The organism is Calditerricola yamamurae (assembly GCF_054654135.1).
This window is the reverse complement of record NZ_BAAIFH010000004.1, coordinates 1-16,029: the sequence shown is the minus strand read 5'-3', so window position 1 is coordinate 16,029 and position 16,029 is coordinate 1. Positions and strand designations below refer to the sequence as shown.

Sequence of the window (16,029 nt, the reverse complement as noted above, 5' to 3'; positions counted from 1 at the left end):
GGAACGAAACGTGTCCAACCGGCTTTCGCGAGGGTTTGCCCGCGCGTGAGCCGGTTTTGATTTTTCACGGGAAGACTGGACAGCGTGGAGGCATAATTCATTAAAGGAAAGGCGTGGACGTGAAATTGTGGAACACGTGGAGGATTGGGTTGGACATGCGCATTCATCTCAAACGCGTGTACGAGCCGCCCCATTCTGAAGACGGGCGACGCGTCTTGGTGGATCGCTTGTGGCCGCGGGGCCTTGCCAAGGAAGCGGCGAGCATCGACGTGTGGATGAAGGACGTAGCGCCGAGCCCCGAGCTCCGAAAGTGGTTCGCCCATCGGCCGGAACGGTTTTCCGAATTTTGCTTTCGTTATGTGCGCGAGCTGCGGGAGGATCCGGTGCGCCGCGCGTGCCTGGCGCAGCTGCGGCAATGGGCGGAGGAAGGGCCGGTTACGCTGCTGTATGCGGCCAAAGACGAACGACACAACCACGCCGTGGTGTTGCGGGCGGTGTTGACAGGGGCATGGGGCGATGTCCCCGGTGGACCGTGAGCGCGTTGGCGGCAAAACCGGGATTCCTGATGAGCGGTTCCCCTGGCAGGCGGCCCGGTTTTTGCTATAATGAGGGGGAAACTGTGTTCGGACGGCTGCGATGTGACGACCAAAGGAGGAACACGTGTGCGCATTCTCGGCATCGACCCCGGCCTGGCCCTCGTCGGGTACGGCGTCATCGAACGGCAGGGCCATCGCCTTATCCCGGTTCGCTACGGCTGCCTGCGCACCGACGCGCAACACAACGACGGGGCGCGCCTCCGCCAGGTTTACGAGGCCATGATGGCGCTCTTGGCCGATGTGCAACCCGATGCGGTCGCCTTGGAAAAGCTTTTTTGGGGCCGCAACGTCACCACGGCGCTGTCCGTCGGGCAGGCGCGGGGCGTGATTTTGCTCGCGGCCGAGCAGGCGGGCTTACCCGTGTACGAGTACACGCCGATGCAGGTGAAACAGGCTGTGGTCGGCTACGGCAAGGCCGTCAAGCGCCAGGTGCAGGAGATGGTCCGCGTGCTTTTGGGGCTTCGGGAGGTGCCCAAGCCGGACGACGCCGCCGATGCCTTGGGCGTTGCCATCGCCCACGCCCACGCCGCAACCTGGGCGCAGCAGGTGGGGAGGGCCGAGCGGTGATCGATTTCGTTTCCGGCACGGTGGACCACGTGGACGAACAGGGCGTTGTCGTCGACACCGGCGGCGTGGGGTACCGCGTCTTGACCGCGGATCCGTACCGCTTTCGCGTGGGCCAGCGCGTGCGCGTCTACACCTACCACTACATCCGCGACGATCAGCAGGTTCTCTACGGTTTTGCCAGTCGCGACGAGCGCGAACTGTTTGCGTTGCTCTTGCAAGTGTCGGGTGTCGGGCCCAAGGGCGCCCTGGCCATCCTCGCCGCCACTGCGCCCGAGCATCTGGTCACCGCCATTCAACGCGAGGATGAGCGGTATCTGACGCGCATCCCGGGCATTGGGCCCAAAACGGCGCGGCGCATGATCCTCGATCTCAAGGACAAGGTGCGGGGGCTGGGGATGCCCGCCGTTTCCGAAGGAGCCGCCGGGTGGCCCAATGGGCAGGAGGCGGGGATGCCGGTGGCGGAGCCGGCATCGCCCTTTGAGGAGGTCCGTCAGGCGCTTTTGGCCCTCGGGTACCACGAGCACGAGGTTCGTGAGGTGCTGAGGACATTGCGCGCGGAACCCGTCGAGGATGCGTCCACCGAAGCGCTGATCCGTCGCGCGTTGCGGAAATTGGCCAAGGTGTAGGCGGAAGGGGAGGGAACAGGCGTGGAGGAACGCATCATATCCGCCCACCTTGCCCCGGAAGACGCGGCCGTGGAGTACAGTCTGCGGCCGCGCTTTCTGTCGGAGTACATCGGGCAAGAGCGGGTCAAGGAGAACTTGCGTGTGTTCATCGAGGCGGCCAAGATGCGCCGGGAAGCGCTCGATCATGTGCTCTTGTACGGCCCGCCCGGACTCGGGAAAACGACGCTGTCGGTCATCATTGCCAACGAGCTGGGGGTCAACCTGCGCGCCACGTCGGGGCCGGCTATTGAGCGGCCCGGGGATTTGGCGGCCATTCTCACCAACCTCGAGGAAGGAGACGTCCTGTTCATCGACGAGATCCACCGCCTCCCGCGCGCGGTGGAAGAGGTACTGTATCCGGCGATGGAGGATTTTGCCCTGGACATCATCATCGGCAAGGGGCCCAGCGCGCGGTCGGTGCGTCTTGATCTGCCGCCCTTTACGCTGATCGGGGCGACGACGCGGGCTGGCCTTCTGTCCTCCCCCCTCCGCGACCGCTTCGGCGTCGTGGCCCGTCTGGAATACTACACGGAAGACGAACTGGTGCTCATCCTCCTGAGAGCCGCCGACATCCTCGGTGTGCGCCTCGAGGAGGACGGCGCGCGGGAGATCGCCCGTCGCGCGCGGGGGACGCCGCGGGTGGCCAACCGCCTGCTCAAGCGGGTGCGCGACTTTGCCATGGTCAGCGGCGATGGGGTCATTACCGGGGCGGTGGCGCGGGATGCCCTCGAGCGGATGCAGGTGGATCCGATGGGCCTCGACGCCATCGACCGCAAGCTGCTCTTGTCCATCATCGACACCTTTGGCGGTGGACCGGTGGGGCTGGAAACGATGGCAGCGATGATCGGTGAGGAACCGCATACCATCGAGGACGTTTACGAACCCTACTTGCTGCAGATCGGTTTTCTCCAGCGCACGCCGCGCGGGCGCGTGGCCACGCCCCTGGCGTACCAGCACTTTCGGCGGGAGGTGAAGCAGACGTGAACCCGGTGGCCAAATTTCTCGTGGTAACGGGATTGGTCCTGGTGGTCGTGGGGCTGCTGTGGCAGGTGTTTGGACGCGTTCTGCCGCTCGGGCGGCTTCCCGGCGACATTGCCATCGAGAAGGAAAACGTGCGGTTCTATTTCCCGATCGTCTCCTCGCTTGTGATCAGTGTGGTGTTGTCGCTGCTCTTGACGGTGCTGGGGCGTTTCTGGCGGTAAGAAAACGGAAGGTATGGGCGCTGAAATCTTCTGCACATTGCGGTTTCGGGAAGGATTTGGCGCCGATTTGTCGAAGGGAAGGGGGGGCAACGTGGGGAGGAGGGAGAACATGCGGAAACGCATCGCGCTCGTGATGGCACTCGTCAGCCTTCTGGTGTGGGGAGCGGCATGCCCCATCGGCGCGCCGGAGGCTTCGGGTGCAGAAGCGGCTACGGGAACAATACGCGTGGCGCTCTTTATTGATATCGGCAAGCTGTACCGCGATACGCGCTCGTCCTATACCCTCTCGTCCCCGAGCGGGGTAACCGTGTATGGGGTGGGGGGCGGTTCGCGTGTGGCGTACCTGACCGTGAACAGTAGCCAAGCGATCACCGTATCTGCCGACACGACGGCACTGCGGTGGAGCACCGGGCCCTTTGCCACCCTGGACGAGGCACGGGCCATGCAGAGTCGCATTCGCGTCGCCGTGCAAAATGGTGCGCTGGCGGCCGGTGCTGCTCCGCGCGTGGCCGCCGTTCCCGAAGGCGGAAGCGTGCGCTACTACGTATGGACGGGGAACGATACCACGCCGCAGGCTCACCAGAAAACCGGTTTGGTCTTGCAACAGCTGGTGCCGGAGCGGACGTTCGAGCCGGTTGACCAGCTCTTGAAACGGGTGTTTCCGAGCGGTTCGCCGCGCTATGTCCTGATCGATTGGCCCAATGGAAAAGTGGCCCTGGGGATGGCGACGAGCGAGGTGGTGCGCCTCGTTCCGAAGCCGAGCAGCGGCGTGCCGGTCACGGCGGTGGCGGAAAAGGGCAACCAGACCTACCGTGGCGAGATGGAAGTGCGCGTGGCGAGCGGGAAACTGGCCCTGATTAACGAACTGCCGCTGGAGCAGTACCTCTATGGCGTCGTCGGCGTGGAAATTGGCGGTTCGTCGCCCCTGGAAGCGCAAAAGGCCCAGGCGGTAATCGCCCGCACCTACGCGCTGCGCGCCCGGGCGGCCAACAAGTATGGAGTGGCCCATCTGTCCGATTCAACGTACGACCAAGTCTATAAGGGTTACAAGGCCGAGAACGACGCCGTGCGCAAGGCAGTAGATGCCACGGCGGGGATGGTGCTGACGTACAACGGTCAGCTGGCCGAAGCCCTCTATTACTCGAACGCCGGGGGCATGACGGCGGACGGCAGCGAAGTGTGGGGCAATCCTGTGCCGTACCTCAAACCGGTGGCCAGCCCGGACACCCTTCCCGACGACAGCGCCCCCGTCTGGTACCGCGTGGTCACGCCGGGCGGGATCGTGGGGTATGTCCATGGCGGATACGTGAAAACCCTGCAAGAACGGCACCCGCTCGGCCTGTTCTACGGTGAAACGACGACGAGCCTAAATGTGCGGAAAGGGCCCAGCACCCAGTACCCCGTGAGCGTGGTGCTCCCTGGCGGCACACGTGTGGTGCTGCTGGAGTCGGTGAAGGAAAACAATGCCTACCGCTGGATCGCCGGACCCTTTACCGGCGAAGCGTTGGCGCAGATGATCAACAGCGGGACCTCGCTTTCCATTGTCGGCCGTGTCGAGCGGCTGGAAGTGGCCAAGCGCGGCCCGTCCGGGCGGGTTGTGGAACTGCGCGCCAACGGCCTGCCCATCGCCGTGAAGTATCCCGATCAATATCGCTCCCTGTTCCGCGAAACGACGTCGAGCGGTTCAACGGTGTCCCTGCGCAGCACGAAGTTTGACGTGGAAGAGATGGGGCGCTTCACCGTGTTGGCTGCCGGCGGGAAACAGGTGGAGTTTCCCAATCGGGACGTGAGCTTGGCGGCGGTGTCTGCATCCGGAGGCGTGAGCCAACCCAACGGCACGAACGATGTGTTCTTTGTCCTTGGTGCCGACACCCGCTTGCGCGTGGTGGCCAAGGATGCCGTCTTCCGTTTCCATGGCATGGGATATGGGCATGGTTTAGGGCTGTCCCAGTACGGGGCGATTTCCATGGCCAAAAGTGGGAAATCCTACGACTACATCTTGCGCCACTATTATCCGGGGACGACGCTCGAGAAACGCTAATCCGGATCGTGTTCAGAGAAAGGATGGGCGGCGGTGGACATCAAAGACTACGACTTTGACTTGCCGGAAGAGCTGATCGCACAAACGCCCTTGCCCGACCGGGCGGAGTCGCGCCTGATGGTCCTGCATCGGGAGACGGGGAAGCTGGAGCATCGCCGCTTTCGAGACGTGATCGCATACCTTCAGCCGGGAGATACCTTGGTGCTCAATGACACGCGGGTGATGCCGGCGCGCCTGTTTGGCGTGAAGGAGGGGACCGGGGCCAAAATTGAGGTGCTGCTTCTGAAAGACCTCGGGGACGATCGCTGGGAGACGCTGGTCAAACCCGGCAAGCGCGTGCGGCCGGGCACCGTCGTCTCCTTTGGCGATGGCCTGCTGCGTGGCGTTTGTGAAGGGGTGACCGAGGCGGGCGGGCGCGTCTTTCGCTTTGACTACGAAGGCGAGGATTTTTCTGCCGTTCTCGACCGGTTGGGCGAGATCCCCCTTCCGCCATACATTCGCGCCAAGCTGGACGATCCGGAGCGCTATCAGACGGTGTACGCGAAAAAGACCGGTTCTGCCGCCGCGCCGACGGCCGGGCTCCACTTTACGCGCGAGTTGCTCGATGCAATTGCCGCCAAGGGCGTGGACATCGCCACCCTCACCCTTCATGTGGGATTGGGCACGTTTCGGCCGGTGACGACCGAGCGCGTGGAAGACCACCGCATGCACGCCGAGTATTACGAAGTGAGCGAGGCGTGCGCCGAGCTCTTGAACCGCACCCGCGCGCGTGGCGGGCGCATCATCGCCGTGGGCACGACGACAACGCGCACGTTGGAGACGGTGGCCCAGCGGCACGACGGGCGCTTTGTCGCCGAAAGCGGGTGGACGGACATCTTCATCTACCCCGGCTACCGGTTTCGCGCCATCGACGCTCTAATTACCAACTTCCACTTACCGCGTTCTACCCTGATTTTGCTGGTCAGCGCCTTCGCGGGACGGGAGCGCATTTTGGCCGCCTACCGCGAGGCGGTTGCCCGCCGCTACCGGTTTTTCAGCTTTGGCGACGCCATGCTCATTCTCTAAACAATGGTGTTTGGTCTGGTGTTCACCGTGGGTATACTGGAAGATGTTTGGGAGGGAACAGGTTGGCCATTCGGTATGAGCTGGTTCACGTCTGCCGCCAGAGCGGGGCGCGTTTGGGGCGCCTTCACACCCCGCATGGTGTAATCGACACGCCGGTGTTTATGCCGGTGGGGACCTTGGCCACGGTCAAAGCGATGACCCCCGAAGAGCTCAAAACGCTGGGGGCGCAAATCGTGCTCAGCAACACGTACCACCTGTACTTGCGCCCCGGGCCCGACATCGTGCGCGAGGCTGGGGGGTTGCACCGCTTCATGAACTGGGACCGGGCCATTCTTACCGACAGTGGCGGATTCCAGGTGTTCAGTTTAAGTTCGTTGCGGAAGATCGAAGAGGAAGGGGTAACCTTCCGTTCGCACCTTAGCGGGGAAAAGCTGTTTATGAGCCCCGAAAAGGCCATCGAGATTCAGAATGCCCTGGGGGCCGACATCATCATGGCCTTCGATGAATGCGCCCCGTATCCGGCGGAATACGAGTACGTCAAGCAGTCCGTGGCCCGTACAACGCGTTGGGCCCGGCGTTCTCTCGCGGCGCATCGGCGGCCGGAAGACCAGGCTCTCTTTGGGATCGTTCAGGGCGGCGTGTACCGTGATCTGCGCGAGCAAAGCGCGCGGGAGCTGGTGGAACTCGACTTGCCGGGGTACGCCGTGGGCGGCCTGAGCGTGGGCGAGCCAAAAGCGGTGATGTACGAGATACTGGAGTATACCGTTCCACTCCTGCCGGCCGACAAGCCCCGGTACCTGATGGGCGTCGGTTCCCCCGACGCGCTGATCGAGGGCGTGATCCGTGGGATCGACATGTTCGATTGTGTTCTGCCCACACGCGTGGCGCGCAACGGCACGGTGATGACCACCGAGGGTCGGCTCGTCATCAAAAGCGCCCGGTATGCCCGTGACTTTGGCCCGCTCGATCCGCACTGCAACTGCTACGTGTGCCGGAATTATACGCGAGCGTACATCCGCCACCTGATCAAGGCCGACGAGATTCTCGGCATCCGCCTGACCACCTACCACAACCTGGCCTTCCTGCTAAACCTGATGGCCGAAATTCGCCAGGCGATCCGCGAAGACCGGCTGCTTGACTTCCGTGACGCGTTTTACGCGCGTTATCAGATGCAGGAGGACCGCGCGTTTTAACCTTAATCTTTAATAATAGAAGGAGGCAATCGGTATGATGCATCTGGCCCAGCCTGCCGCGCAGCAAGGAAGCTGGATGTCGTCCGTTCTAATGCTGGTGGTGATGTTGGCCATCTTCTATTTCCTGCTCATTCGTCCGCAGCAGAAACGGCAGAAGCAGCACCAAGCCATGATTGCCGCCCTCAAAAAAGGCGATCGCGTGGTTACGTTTAGCGGCCTGTACGGCACCATTGTCGATTTGACCGAGGACAAGGTGGTCCTGCGGGTCAACGAAAGCACGCGGCTGACGTTCGAGCGCGGTGCGATCAAGGCGGTGCTCAACGAAGAGAAGTGAGCCTGACTTTCCGAATTTCCGTGGAGAGCACGCAAAAGGACCCTTCTCCACTTGGCAGGAGAAGGGTCCGTTCGTATATGCAGGGGATTTCACTGTTTTTCCACCGACATTTGCGTTTTCGGTTCCGCCATTGCCGCATGGGCTAGCCGTTCGGCCGCCCTGGCAGCGAATAGGGCCAAGAGCAACCCCGCCGTCATGTCGGAGAACCAGTGGATGCCGAGGTAGAAGATCGAGAAGATGATCACCCCGGCACAGAGGCCGAGCAAGCGCGCAAAGCGCTTGTGGCCGTTACGCGACGCCACGAGGGCCAACGTTACCGAGAGCGAGGTGTGCAGACTGGGGAAACAGTTGTCCAGACCGGACAGTGGCCGGTATTCCGCTTCGAACCCCGGGTAGACCTGGGGGATGAGAAACGTCACGTGAGGGTGATAGGCCCAAACCTCCAGAACGGGAAATAAAAAGTAAAATGGGATCGCGATAAAATAATTGAGCATCAAGGCATAGGTAAGGGTCAGGAAGGCTTTCAGGTTGCGTTCCTGGGAATACACGAGGAAAGAGGAGACAAGCATGGCGATCAGGACCACGACGTAAAAGTATGTCAGCACATAGGTAAGGACAGGGTGCGCAAAGAGCTGTTGCACCCGGTAGACAAGGTTGCCCTCAAGGGAATAGATCAGCGGGGTAAAGTCGACCGGCACATGCAACTCCTCTTCCAGTTTCAGTTCCACCTTGTTCAGGACCAAGAGCACCAGCATGGCCAGAAAGTGGAGGCGTGCGGGACGGCTGGTGCGCAGATCATGGAGAAACTGACCGGCGGCGGCCAAGGGTTGCCGGCCGGTGGCATACCATGTAAAGACGGCCGTAGTTGCAGCGATGGCCAAAAGGTTGAACCAAATGTTGAACGTCAAAGGATCGCCCCCTATCGTGACACTCCCCAGTATCACTATATCATATTCGCAGTGGTGTTCTGAGGGGGCGGATGGAAAGACGGCTCCCGTCGCAGAGGGAACGCATTCAATTTCGCGAAAGGTTGACGCCCAGGATGCCGCCTAAGGCGGCACAGAGGAAGGCCACCACCAGGAACCACAGGGTGGCGGTGTCGAACGAGGCGTCAAACCCCAGAAAGCCGATGATCCAGATGAGTATCCCGTATAACAGGCCGGTTACGCCGCCATAGTACCACCCGCGATGCCCGCTGTGCCGGCCTGACACGAACCCTCCAATGAGCAAGGCGATTGCCGAGGTGCCGTATGTCCAATACGAAAGGGTTTGCTCGCTCACACTGGTGAAGCGCAGGACCGTCGCGGTCAGCAGCGAGCCGGCAAAGACGAGCAGCGTGGCGACAAAGAGGCCCCAGCCGATAGATGAGAACGGAGAAGGTCGCATCCTGTCTCCCCCTGTCCGTATACTGTCATCTCATCCTTATGACGGGCGGCAGGCGATCATGCCATTTCGCTCGTGGACGAGGTCTCGGCCGCTCTTTATAATGGAGGAAGGAAACGCACGGAGGGAGCGAGCGGCGTGGAACACGTGCCGCCAAGTGCCGTTTTGTCCTGGAAACTGGTGATGGCACTGGTTTTCTTTTCGTTGACGTACCTGGTCATCATTACGGAATTCCACAACCGGGCCGTGGCCGCGCTGGCGGGAGCGACGGGCATCGTTCTCACAGGGGTGTTGCCGCTCGAGGAAGCTGACGAGCGGGACGTCGAAACGGCGTTCCACAGCGTGGAGTGGGTGTCGATTTTCTTTTTTGTGGGCCTGTTTGTCCTTGTGGGTTCCCTGCAGCACGTCGGCGTGATCAAATGGCTGGCGACCCAGGCCTTGGTGGTCACCGGCCATGACATCGAACGGGCCGCCTACCTCATTCTCTGGTTGTCCGGGGTGGTGTCGGCGTTCGTGGACAACATTCCCTTTGTGGGAACGATGATCCCGCTGATTCAGGATCTGGGTCACGGGATGGATTATGCCTTGCAGGACAAGGCGCTGGAACCCCTGTGTTGGGCGCTTGCATTGGGGGCCTGCCTGGGCGGAAACGGAACGCTGATCGGGGCATCGGCCATGTGGTTGTTGCCGGGATGGCGGCGCGGGAAGGCGTCCCGATTACCTTTTGGCGTTACCTGGCGGTCGGCGCTCCGCTTACCTTTGTTGCCCTCCTTGTATCCCACCTTTACCTGTGGTTGCGCTACTTTCTCGTGACCGGTTCGTGAGGGACGCCGGGTTGGCCGCCCTCACCGGCTGGAACGAAAGGAGGTCCACCGTGATCAAGACATACTTTTACAACCACTCCGAACGTCGAATGGAGCATGACGTTGACCTGGAGAAGATGCACACCTTCTTGAAATCGCCGGAGGATCTCCTCTGGATTGACCTGTATGACGTGGGCAACGATGAGTTGCAATACATTGCCAAGCTGTTCGACTTCCACCCGTTGACCATTGAAGACTGTTTGCATGTCAGCCCGCGGGCCAAGGTGGACCGGTATGACGGCTACTATTTTTTCGTGCTGCACGCCCTCCGGTACAACGAGGAAAGCGAGGAAGAGGTCACCACGCTGGAGCTCAACGTCTTTCTCGGCCCCAATTACCTGGTGACCATCCACAAGTCTCCGATGCCTCCCATCGGACGCATCGCCGCGGCCTGTCACCGAAGCATTGAGTACATGAACAAAGGTCCCGACTATCTGCTGTATTGCATTGTCGACGGTATCACCGATGAGTACTTTCCTATCCTTGAGCGCATTAGCGTGCGCATCGACGAGCTGGAGGACGAAATCTACGAGCATGACGACGTAGAGGCGATCACGGAAGAGTTCCTGGCGCTCAAGCGGACGCTCATCCTCATCCGCCGTGTCATTCTTCCGCAGCGGCGGGTGTTTAAGGACGTAAACGGAAGGTGGGCGTTTCCCATTCGCGAGGAGAACATTCCGTTTTACACCGATCTGATTGACCATCTCGAGCGCATCGTTGACGCGACGGAAACCAACCGCGACCTGGTGAACCGCGCCTTGGAGACGTACAATTCCATCATCAATGCGCGTACGCAAGAAATCATGCGGGTGCTGACCATCATCTCGACGATCATGCTTCCGCTCACGTTTGTTACGGGCATTTTCGGCATGAACGTTACCTTTCCGCTCGTTCGTGAGGGTTCGTTGTGGCCCTTTTTCGTGATTGTGTTTTTCATGGCCGCCGTGGCCGGCTGCATGCTGTATGCGTTCAAGAAGCGGCGCTGGTTGTGATGGAGAAGGTTTACGGGAATAGGGCATGGCGCGCCGGTGACACTATGGATACCGCAAGCAGAAGGGGAACGGTCGCCATGGACCTGTTCATCATTTTCCTGCGCACGCTGTTCATTTATTTTTTTATCTTGGTGATCATGCGCCTGATGGGCAAACGGGAGATCGGCAAACTGTCGGTTATTGACTTGGTTGTCTCCATCATGATCGCCGAGATCGCCGTCATCGTCATCGAGGAGACCAACCGGCCTCTTGTAAATGGCCTGGTCCCCATCGCCACGCTGATGGCCGTGCAGATCCTCATGGCGTATGCCTCGCTCAAGAGCGAGAAACTGCGCCATTTGGTCGACGGAAAGCCGGTGGTCCTCGTGGAGCACGGGCAAATCCGGGATCGGGAAATGGCCCGCAACCGCTACAACCTGGACGATTTGCTCATGCAGCTTCGCGAGAAAAACGTGCACAATCTGGCTGACGTGGAGTTTGCCATCCTCGAGCCTTCGGGCAAGCTCAGCGTGCGGCTCAAACCGGGAAAGGAGATGCCCACGCGCGAGGAGTTGGGGATCCGCCCCGTATCGGCGGGCGGTCTGCCCCTGCCGCTGATTGTGGACGGGAAAGTGAAGGACGAGAATCTGGCGCAAATTGGCCAGACGCGGTTTTGGCTCAAAAACCAGATCCAGCGATACGGGGCCAGGGAGTTTCGCGAAGTGGCCTTCTGCAGCATCGACAGCACTGGGCACCTGTTTGTCGATCTGAAAGACCCCCGCTGACGTGCGGTCCAGCACGGTGATCCGGCGGGGGTTTAGCGTTTGGGGAAGTAAGGGGCCAGCACGTCGCCAATCCAGGGGATGCGCTGGATGTCTTGCCGGCCGAGGACGCGCAGCCACACGAGCAGGACGCTGTAGACAAGCAAGGCCAGCGCGCCGGTGGCCAACACCCGGCCGCCGAGGGAAAGGCCGGACAACCACGTTTCGTAGGCATAGCGGGCAACGTACCCCATGAGCAAAAGGGCCAGGGCGGTTTTTCCATAGTCGCGCAGGGCAAGGGTGAGGCTGATGGTGCGGGCCAAGCTGGAAAGGTGCAGCAGCGTAACCAGCACCATGCCGATGTTGATGGCGATGGCCACGCCGTCGATGCCCAGGCGCGGATGGGTGGCAAAGGCGAAAATGGCCATCGTTTTCACTATGGCGCCGATGATCGAATTGCGCATCGCCTCGCGGGCTCGGTCCAGGCCCTGCAAGGCGGCGGACAGCGGCCCCTGGATGTACAAGAACAGGGAGAAGGGGGCCATGATTTCCAGCAGACGGCCCACCTCCGGCGCCCGCCACAGCAGATCGCAGAGCGGGTGGGCCAACACGTAAAGGAGGACGGCGCACGGCCCGCCGATGACGAACGCCAGGCGGAGCGATTGGTACAACCGCCGGTTGATGAGGGAATAATTCCCTTGCGCAGCGGCTTCTGAAATGGCAGGAACGAGGGAAACGGAAAGCGAATAGGTAATGGCAGTTGGCATCAAGAGCAGGGGAATGGCCATCCCTTCCAGCTGGCCGTAGAGCGAGGTGGCCACGGCGGTGCTGATTCCGGCGATGGCCAAGCTCTGCGTGACGGCGATGGGTTCGATGAAATACATGGCGTTGCCCACCAGGCGGCTGGCGGTGACCGGAATGGCCACCCGGCTGAGGTCGCTGGCCAGTGACCAATGGCGGCGCACGAAGCCGGAGGTGCGGTTCCACAAGGCGAAGCGGTCGCGCCATTTGCTGCGCCGAAAATACAACAGGAGCACGCACAGGCTGCCGAATTCGCCGAGCACGACGCCGATCATTGCGCCCATGGCCGCGTAGGCTACACCATAGGGTTGAAAGGTCCAGGCCAGTCCCAGCACGGCCACAATGCGAAACGCGGCCTCGGCGATGCTGGACATCGCCGTGGGGACCATGTTCTGTCGCCCTTGAAAGTAGCCGCGGAGGACGGACGACACGGCGACGATGGGGATGATGGGGGCGATGCTGACCAGCGGGTAATAGCTGCGCGGATCGGTTAGCAGGTAATGGGAGATGAACGGGGCGAGGCCGATCATCAGTCCGGTCATGGCCAGGCTGAGGATGAGCACGAAGGCCAGTGACAGACGCAAGGTGTTCTGCATGCGCACCGTGTCGCGGCGGGCCTCCGCCTCGGCCACCACTTTGGATACGGCGACGTTGAGCCCAAAGGTGGCCAGCGTGACCATCAGGTACAGCGTGGGGGCGGCCATGGTGTACAACCCCACGCCCTCGGCGCCGATGATGCGTGGCAGGGCGATGCGCGGGATGAAGCCGAGCAAACGGGTGAGGAGCCCTGCGCCGATCAGGATGAGCGTCCCCTGGAAAAAGGATTGTTTGCGCAACCTCGCTCCCTTCTTTCCGGTCGAGATAGCCATCTGGTTCACGTATATGCCATGTCCAGTCCGGGGCATGACCCCAGACGTGACGAGACGGAGACACGATCCCGCCGGGAGGGAAGGAGGGTCGGCATGTCCGCCGAACGATCGTCCGTTGAATACCTCGACCAGTTGGACCAGATTAAGGAGCTGTGCCGCTTGAAGGCGAGCGATTTTGCGCTGATGGGCTACGCCAACATCTCGCCCCAGGACATCTGGCGCTGTGTCTGGGAACGGTACGGGGATACGTGGCCCCCGCTGCACAGACTGGTCAATGACATCCTGACGCTTACCCCGACCAAGGTGATGGACTGGCTGATGCGGCAAGCCTACAAGGAGTCGGTCTCCACGGCGCAATCGGCAGCAGCGGTGAAATGAAGCGGTTCGCAAGCAAAACAGCCGGCACGGATGCGGCATCCCGCATGCCCGTGCCGGCTTCTTTCGCGGATTGGGGCGCAGGGCGGTCGGTGAGGGGAAGTGAGCGGTGGTCAGGGGCGCCGGCGCGTTTTCCACCATTCCCACACCCCGGGAATGAGGGACAGAACGATCACGACCGCGATGACGTAGTGGATGTACCGGTCGATGTTGGGCACGGCCGACCCCAAGGTGTATCCGGCCAGGACCATGCTCATGACCCACAGGAGGCCGCCGAAAATGTTGTAAACGACGAAACGGCGGTAGTTCATCGCCGCGGCCCCTGCCACCGCGGGAGCAAACGTACGAACGACGGGGACGAAACGCGCGAGCACGATCGTCTTGGCTCCGTGTTTGTCGTAGAAGACCTTGGCCCGCTCCAGGTGGCGACGCTTGAAGAAGCGGGAATCTTCGCGCCGGAAGAGGGCCTGGCCGGTGGCGCGGCCGATGGAATACCCCACCTGGTCGCCCACAATGGCGCAGAGCGATCCGAGCGCCAGCAGCGCGCCGAGGTCTAGGTGCCCAGCGGCGGCGAAAATGCCGGCGGTGACGAGCAGCGAGTCGCCGGGGAGGAAAAAGCCGACGAACAGACCGGTCTCAACAAACAGAATGAGGCAGATGAGGGCAAGGCCGCCCCACTGGATCAGGCTTTTCACGTCGTACAACTGGTGAAACAGGTCGACGAAGGTCTCGATCATGATGGTTTCGCTCCTTTTTCCAGGATTGGGGGTGGGCTGCGTTTCGCTTTCATTATACGTGAAGTTACGATGCACACATGTGTGGTGGGTTGGGGCCACGATGGGTTTCTACCGATTTTCGGCAGGTTATGTTACACTTAGAGAGGTTGCGCGAGGGACGTGTCCGGGTCACACAAGGGGGAATGGCAAAACGATGAAGCGCGTTCGTTACCTGCTGTCGTTTTTTCTTGCCGTTGCGTTGACCGCCGGCGTTATCGGGTTGTTTACGGATGATGTGCTCCAGGACGTGAAATTGGGGTTGGATCTGCGCGGCGGGTTTGAGGTCCTGTACGAAGTGAAACCGCTTGCGGAAGGGCAGGCGATCACCCGCGATACGTTGGTGGCGACGGTGGCGGCTATCGACCGGCGCGTCAACGTTCTGGGCGTCGCCGAGCCGGACATCGCCATCGAAGGATCGAACCGCATCCGCGTCAAACTGGCCGGCGTCTTCGACCAAGATAAGGCACGCGAGATCATCGGCAAGACGGCCGAGCTGCGCTTTGTGGATGTCGAAGGGAAGGTGGTGATGACTGGGGCTGACCTGAAGGAGAACGGGGCGAAGCCCGATTTCGACCAATACAACCGGCCCATCGTCACCCTCGAGCTGAAGGACGCCAAAAAGTTCGAGGAGATCACGCGTCAAAACATCGGCAAGCCCCTGGCTATCTACCTGGACAACGAGATGATCTCCAGTCCGACGGTCCAGCAGGTCATCGCCGGCGGGACGGCGATGATCACCGGCCTGGAAAGCGTCGAGGAAGCGCGCGAGCTGGCCGACCTGCTCAACGCCGGGGCACTGCCGGTGAAACTGGAGGAGGTCTTTGCCAACACCGTCGGCCCGCGCCTGGGTGAAAAAGCCCTGGAGGAGACGATCCGCGCCGGTGTCGTCGGTACGGCGCTTGTCGTGCTGTTCATGATCGGGTTCTACCGCCTGCCGGGGATCGTGTCCGTTATCGCCCTGGCCGCCTACGTCTTCCTCATCCTGTTGACCTGCACATGGATGAACGCCACGCTGACGCTTCCGGGGATCGCCGGGATCATCCTGGGGATTGGCATGGCGGTCGACGCCAATATCATCACCGCCGAGCGCATCAAGGACGAGCTCCGCGCCGGCAAATCGATCCTCTCGGCCTTGCGCAGCGGGACACGGCGCTCCCTCGTCACCATCATCGACGCCAACTTGACGACGATCCTGGCGGCAGTGGTGCTCTTCTTCATCGGCACGAGCGCGGTACAGGGCTTTGCGATCACCCTGATCATCAGCATCCTGGTCAGCATGCTGACGGCGGTGTTCGGATCGCGTCTGTTGATCAACTGGCTCGTGCGCGGCGGAGTGGGTCAGACGCCGGGGTATTTCGGCGTAAAGGAGCGTGACATCCGTGAGCTCTAAGCGGATGAAACAGGAGGAGCTGTTTTCCTACCGGTACGACTTCGTCAAGCACCGCCGCCTGTTTTTTCTGCTTTCGGCCGTGGTGATGGTGGTGGGACTGATCGCCGTTTTCGCCACGGCGCTGGGCACTTCCTTCGGGCTGAAGTTGGGCGTGGATTTTCAGGCCGGCACACGTGT

18 protein-coding genes and 1 pseudogene are annotated in these 16,029 nt (G+C 61.4%); 15 read left to right on the top strand and 4 right to left on the bottom strand.

Annotation, left to right across the window (positions count from 1 at the left end; all coding sequences use genetic code 11):
* Positions 1-155: 155 nt before the first annotated feature.
* The 9 genes from ACYQ0Z_RS01530 (at position 156) to yajC (ending at position 7,663) form a co-directional block, all read left to right on the top strand.
* Positions 156-536, top strand: coding sequence for a DUF488 domain-containing protein (locus tag ACYQ0Z_RS01530; RefSeq protein WP_459863754.1), 381 nt, complete (start codon positions 156-158; stop codon positions 534-536).
* Between the two features lie 126 nt (positions 537-662).
* Entirely contained in the window at positions 663-1,163 is a 501-nt protein-coding gene (ruvC, locus tag ACYQ0Z_RS01525) for a crossover junction endodeoxyribonuclease RuvC (RefSeq protein ID WP_459863752.1), read from the top strand.
* Positions 1,160-1,789 (top strand): Holliday junction branch migration protein RuvA, encoded by a 630-nt coding sequence (gene ruvA / locus ACYQ0Z_RS01520; RefSeq protein WP_459863750.1) that lies wholly within the window; start codon positions 1,160-1,162, stop codon positions 1,787-1,789. Before ruvC ends, ruvA begins: the two co-directional genes overlap by 4 nt.
* 21 nt (positions 1,790-1,810) lie before the next feature.
* Positions 1,811-2,812, top strand: a complete 1,002-nt coding sequence (gene ruvB / locus ACYQ0Z_RS01515; protein WP_459863748.1) for a Holliday junction branch migration DNA helicase RuvB — start codon at positions 1,811-1,813, stop codon at positions 2,810-2,812.
* A complete protein-coding gene (locus tag ACYQ0Z_RS01510) occupies positions 2,809-3,030 on the top strand; it encodes a DUF2905 domain-containing protein (protein WP_459863746.1) in 222 nt (73 codons plus the stop codon). The genes ruvB and ACYQ0Z_RS01510 overlap by 4 nt, the downstream gene beginning before the upstream one ends.
* Before the next feature lie 109 nt (positions 3,031-3,139).
* A complete protein-coding gene (locus ACYQ0Z_RS01505) occupies positions 3,140-5,071 on the top strand; it encodes a SpoIID/LytB domain-containing protein (protein WP_459863744.1) in 1,932 nt (643 codons plus the stop codon).
* A 33-nt stretch (positions 5,072-5,104) separates the two neighbouring features.
* Positions 5,105-6,136 carry a tRNA preQ1(34) S-adenosylmethionine ribosyltransferase-isomerase QueA gene (gene queA, locus ACYQ0Z_RS01500; protein ID WP_459863742.1) on the top strand — a complete coding sequence of 344 codons (1,032 nt, stop codon included), beginning with the start codon at positions 5,105-5,107 and terminating at the stop codon, positions 6,134-6,136.
* Positions 6,137-6,198: 62 nt separating this feature from the next.
* Positions 6,199-7,329: a tRNA guanosine(34) transglycosylase Tgt gene (gene tgt, locus ACYQ0Z_RS01495; protein WP_459863740.1), complete on the top strand. Its 1,131-nt coding sequence runs from the start codon at positions 6,199-6,201 to the stop codon at positions 7,327-7,329.
* 34 nt (positions 7,330-7,363) lie between these two features.
* Positions 7,364-7,663: a preprotein translocase subunit YajC gene (gene yajC / locus ACYQ0Z_RS01490; RefSeq protein WP_459863738.1), complete on the top strand. Its 300-nt coding sequence runs from the start codon at positions 7,364-7,366 to the stop codon at positions 7,661-7,663.
* An 89-nt stretch (positions 7,664-7,752) separates the two neighbouring features.
* Here yajC and ACYQ0Z_RS01485 read toward each other — a convergent pair whose 3' ends face one another.
* Together ACYQ0Z_RS01485 and ACYQ0Z_RS01480 are read right to left on the bottom strand one after the other, a co-directional pair.
* Positions 7,753-8,571, bottom strand: coding sequence for a phosphatase PAP2 family protein (locus ACYQ0Z_RS01485; RefSeq protein ID WP_459863736.1), 819 nt, complete (start codon positions 8,569-8,571; stop codon positions 7,753-7,755).
* 106 nt (positions 8,572-8,677) lie between these two features.
* Positions 8,678-9,049, bottom strand: a complete 372-nt coding sequence (locus ACYQ0Z_RS01480) for a TIGR04086 family membrane protein (protein WP_459863734.1) — start codon at positions 9,047-9,049, stop codon at positions 8,678-8,680.
* Between the two features lie 135 nt (positions 9,050-9,184).
* Here ACYQ0Z_RS01480 and ACYQ0Z_RS01475 point away from each other — a divergent pair, with 135 nt between their 5' ends.
* The 3 genes from ACYQ0Z_RS01475 (at position 9,185) to ACYQ0Z_RS01465 (ending at position 11,665) form a co-directional block, all read left to right on the top strand.
* On the top strand, positions 9,185-9,859 hold the full coding sequence (locus ACYQ0Z_RS01475; protein ID WP_459863732.1) for an SLC13 family permease: 675 nt from the start codon (positions 9,185-9,187) through the stop codon (positions 9,857-9,859).
* A 61-nt stretch (positions 9,860-9,920) separates the two neighbouring features.
* Entirely contained in the window at positions 9,921-10,901 is a 981-nt protein-coding gene (gene corA / locus ACYQ0Z_RS01470; protein WP_459863730.1) for a magnesium/cobalt transporter CorA, read from the top strand.
* A 77-nt stretch (positions 10,902-10,978) separates the two neighbouring features.
* Complete coding sequence (locus tag ACYQ0Z_RS01465) at positions 10,979-11,665, top strand: DUF421 domain-containing protein (protein WP_459863728.1); 687 nt, start codon at positions 10,979-10,981, stop codon at positions 11,663-11,665.
* A gap of 32 nt (positions 11,666-11,697) precedes the next feature.
* On the opposite strand, the gene spoVB is transcribed toward ACYQ0Z_RS01465, so the two are convergent.
* Positions 11,698-13,278 (bottom strand): stage V sporulation protein B, encoded by a 1,581-nt coding sequence (gene spoVB, locus ACYQ0Z_RS01460; protein WP_459863726.1) that lies wholly within the window; start codon positions 13,276-13,278, stop codon positions 11,698-11,700.
* Positions 13,279-13,404: 126 nt separating this feature from the next.
* Between spoVB and ACYQ0Z_RS01455 the strand changes: the two genes are divergently transcribed.
* Entirely contained in the window at positions 13,405-13,689 is a 285-nt protein-coding gene (locus tag ACYQ0Z_RS01455) for a post-transcriptional regulator (RefSeq protein ID WP_459863724.1), read from the top strand.
* 110 nt (positions 13,690-13,799) lie between these two features.
* Here ACYQ0Z_RS01455 and ACYQ0Z_RS01450 read toward each other — a convergent pair whose 3' ends face one another.
* On the bottom strand, positions 13,800-14,423 hold the full coding sequence (locus ACYQ0Z_RS01450; RefSeq protein WP_459863722.1) for a DedA family protein: 624 nt from the start codon (positions 14,421-14,423) through the stop codon (positions 13,800-13,802).
* A gap of 193 nt (positions 14,424-14,616) precedes the next feature.
* On the opposite strand from ACYQ0Z_RS01450, the gene secD reads away from it, so the two are divergent.
* Positions 14,617-15,852 (top strand): protein translocase subunit SecD, encoded by a 1,236-nt coding sequence (gene secD, locus ACYQ0Z_RS01445; RefSeq protein ID WP_459863720.1) that lies wholly within the window; start codon positions 14,617-14,619, stop codon positions 15,850-15,852.
* Positions 15,842-16,029, top strand: a pseudogene (locus ACYQ0Z_RS01440) (hypothetical protein); the annotation flags it as partial. The gene secD and the pseudogene ACYQ0Z_RS01440, both read left to right, overlap by 11 nt.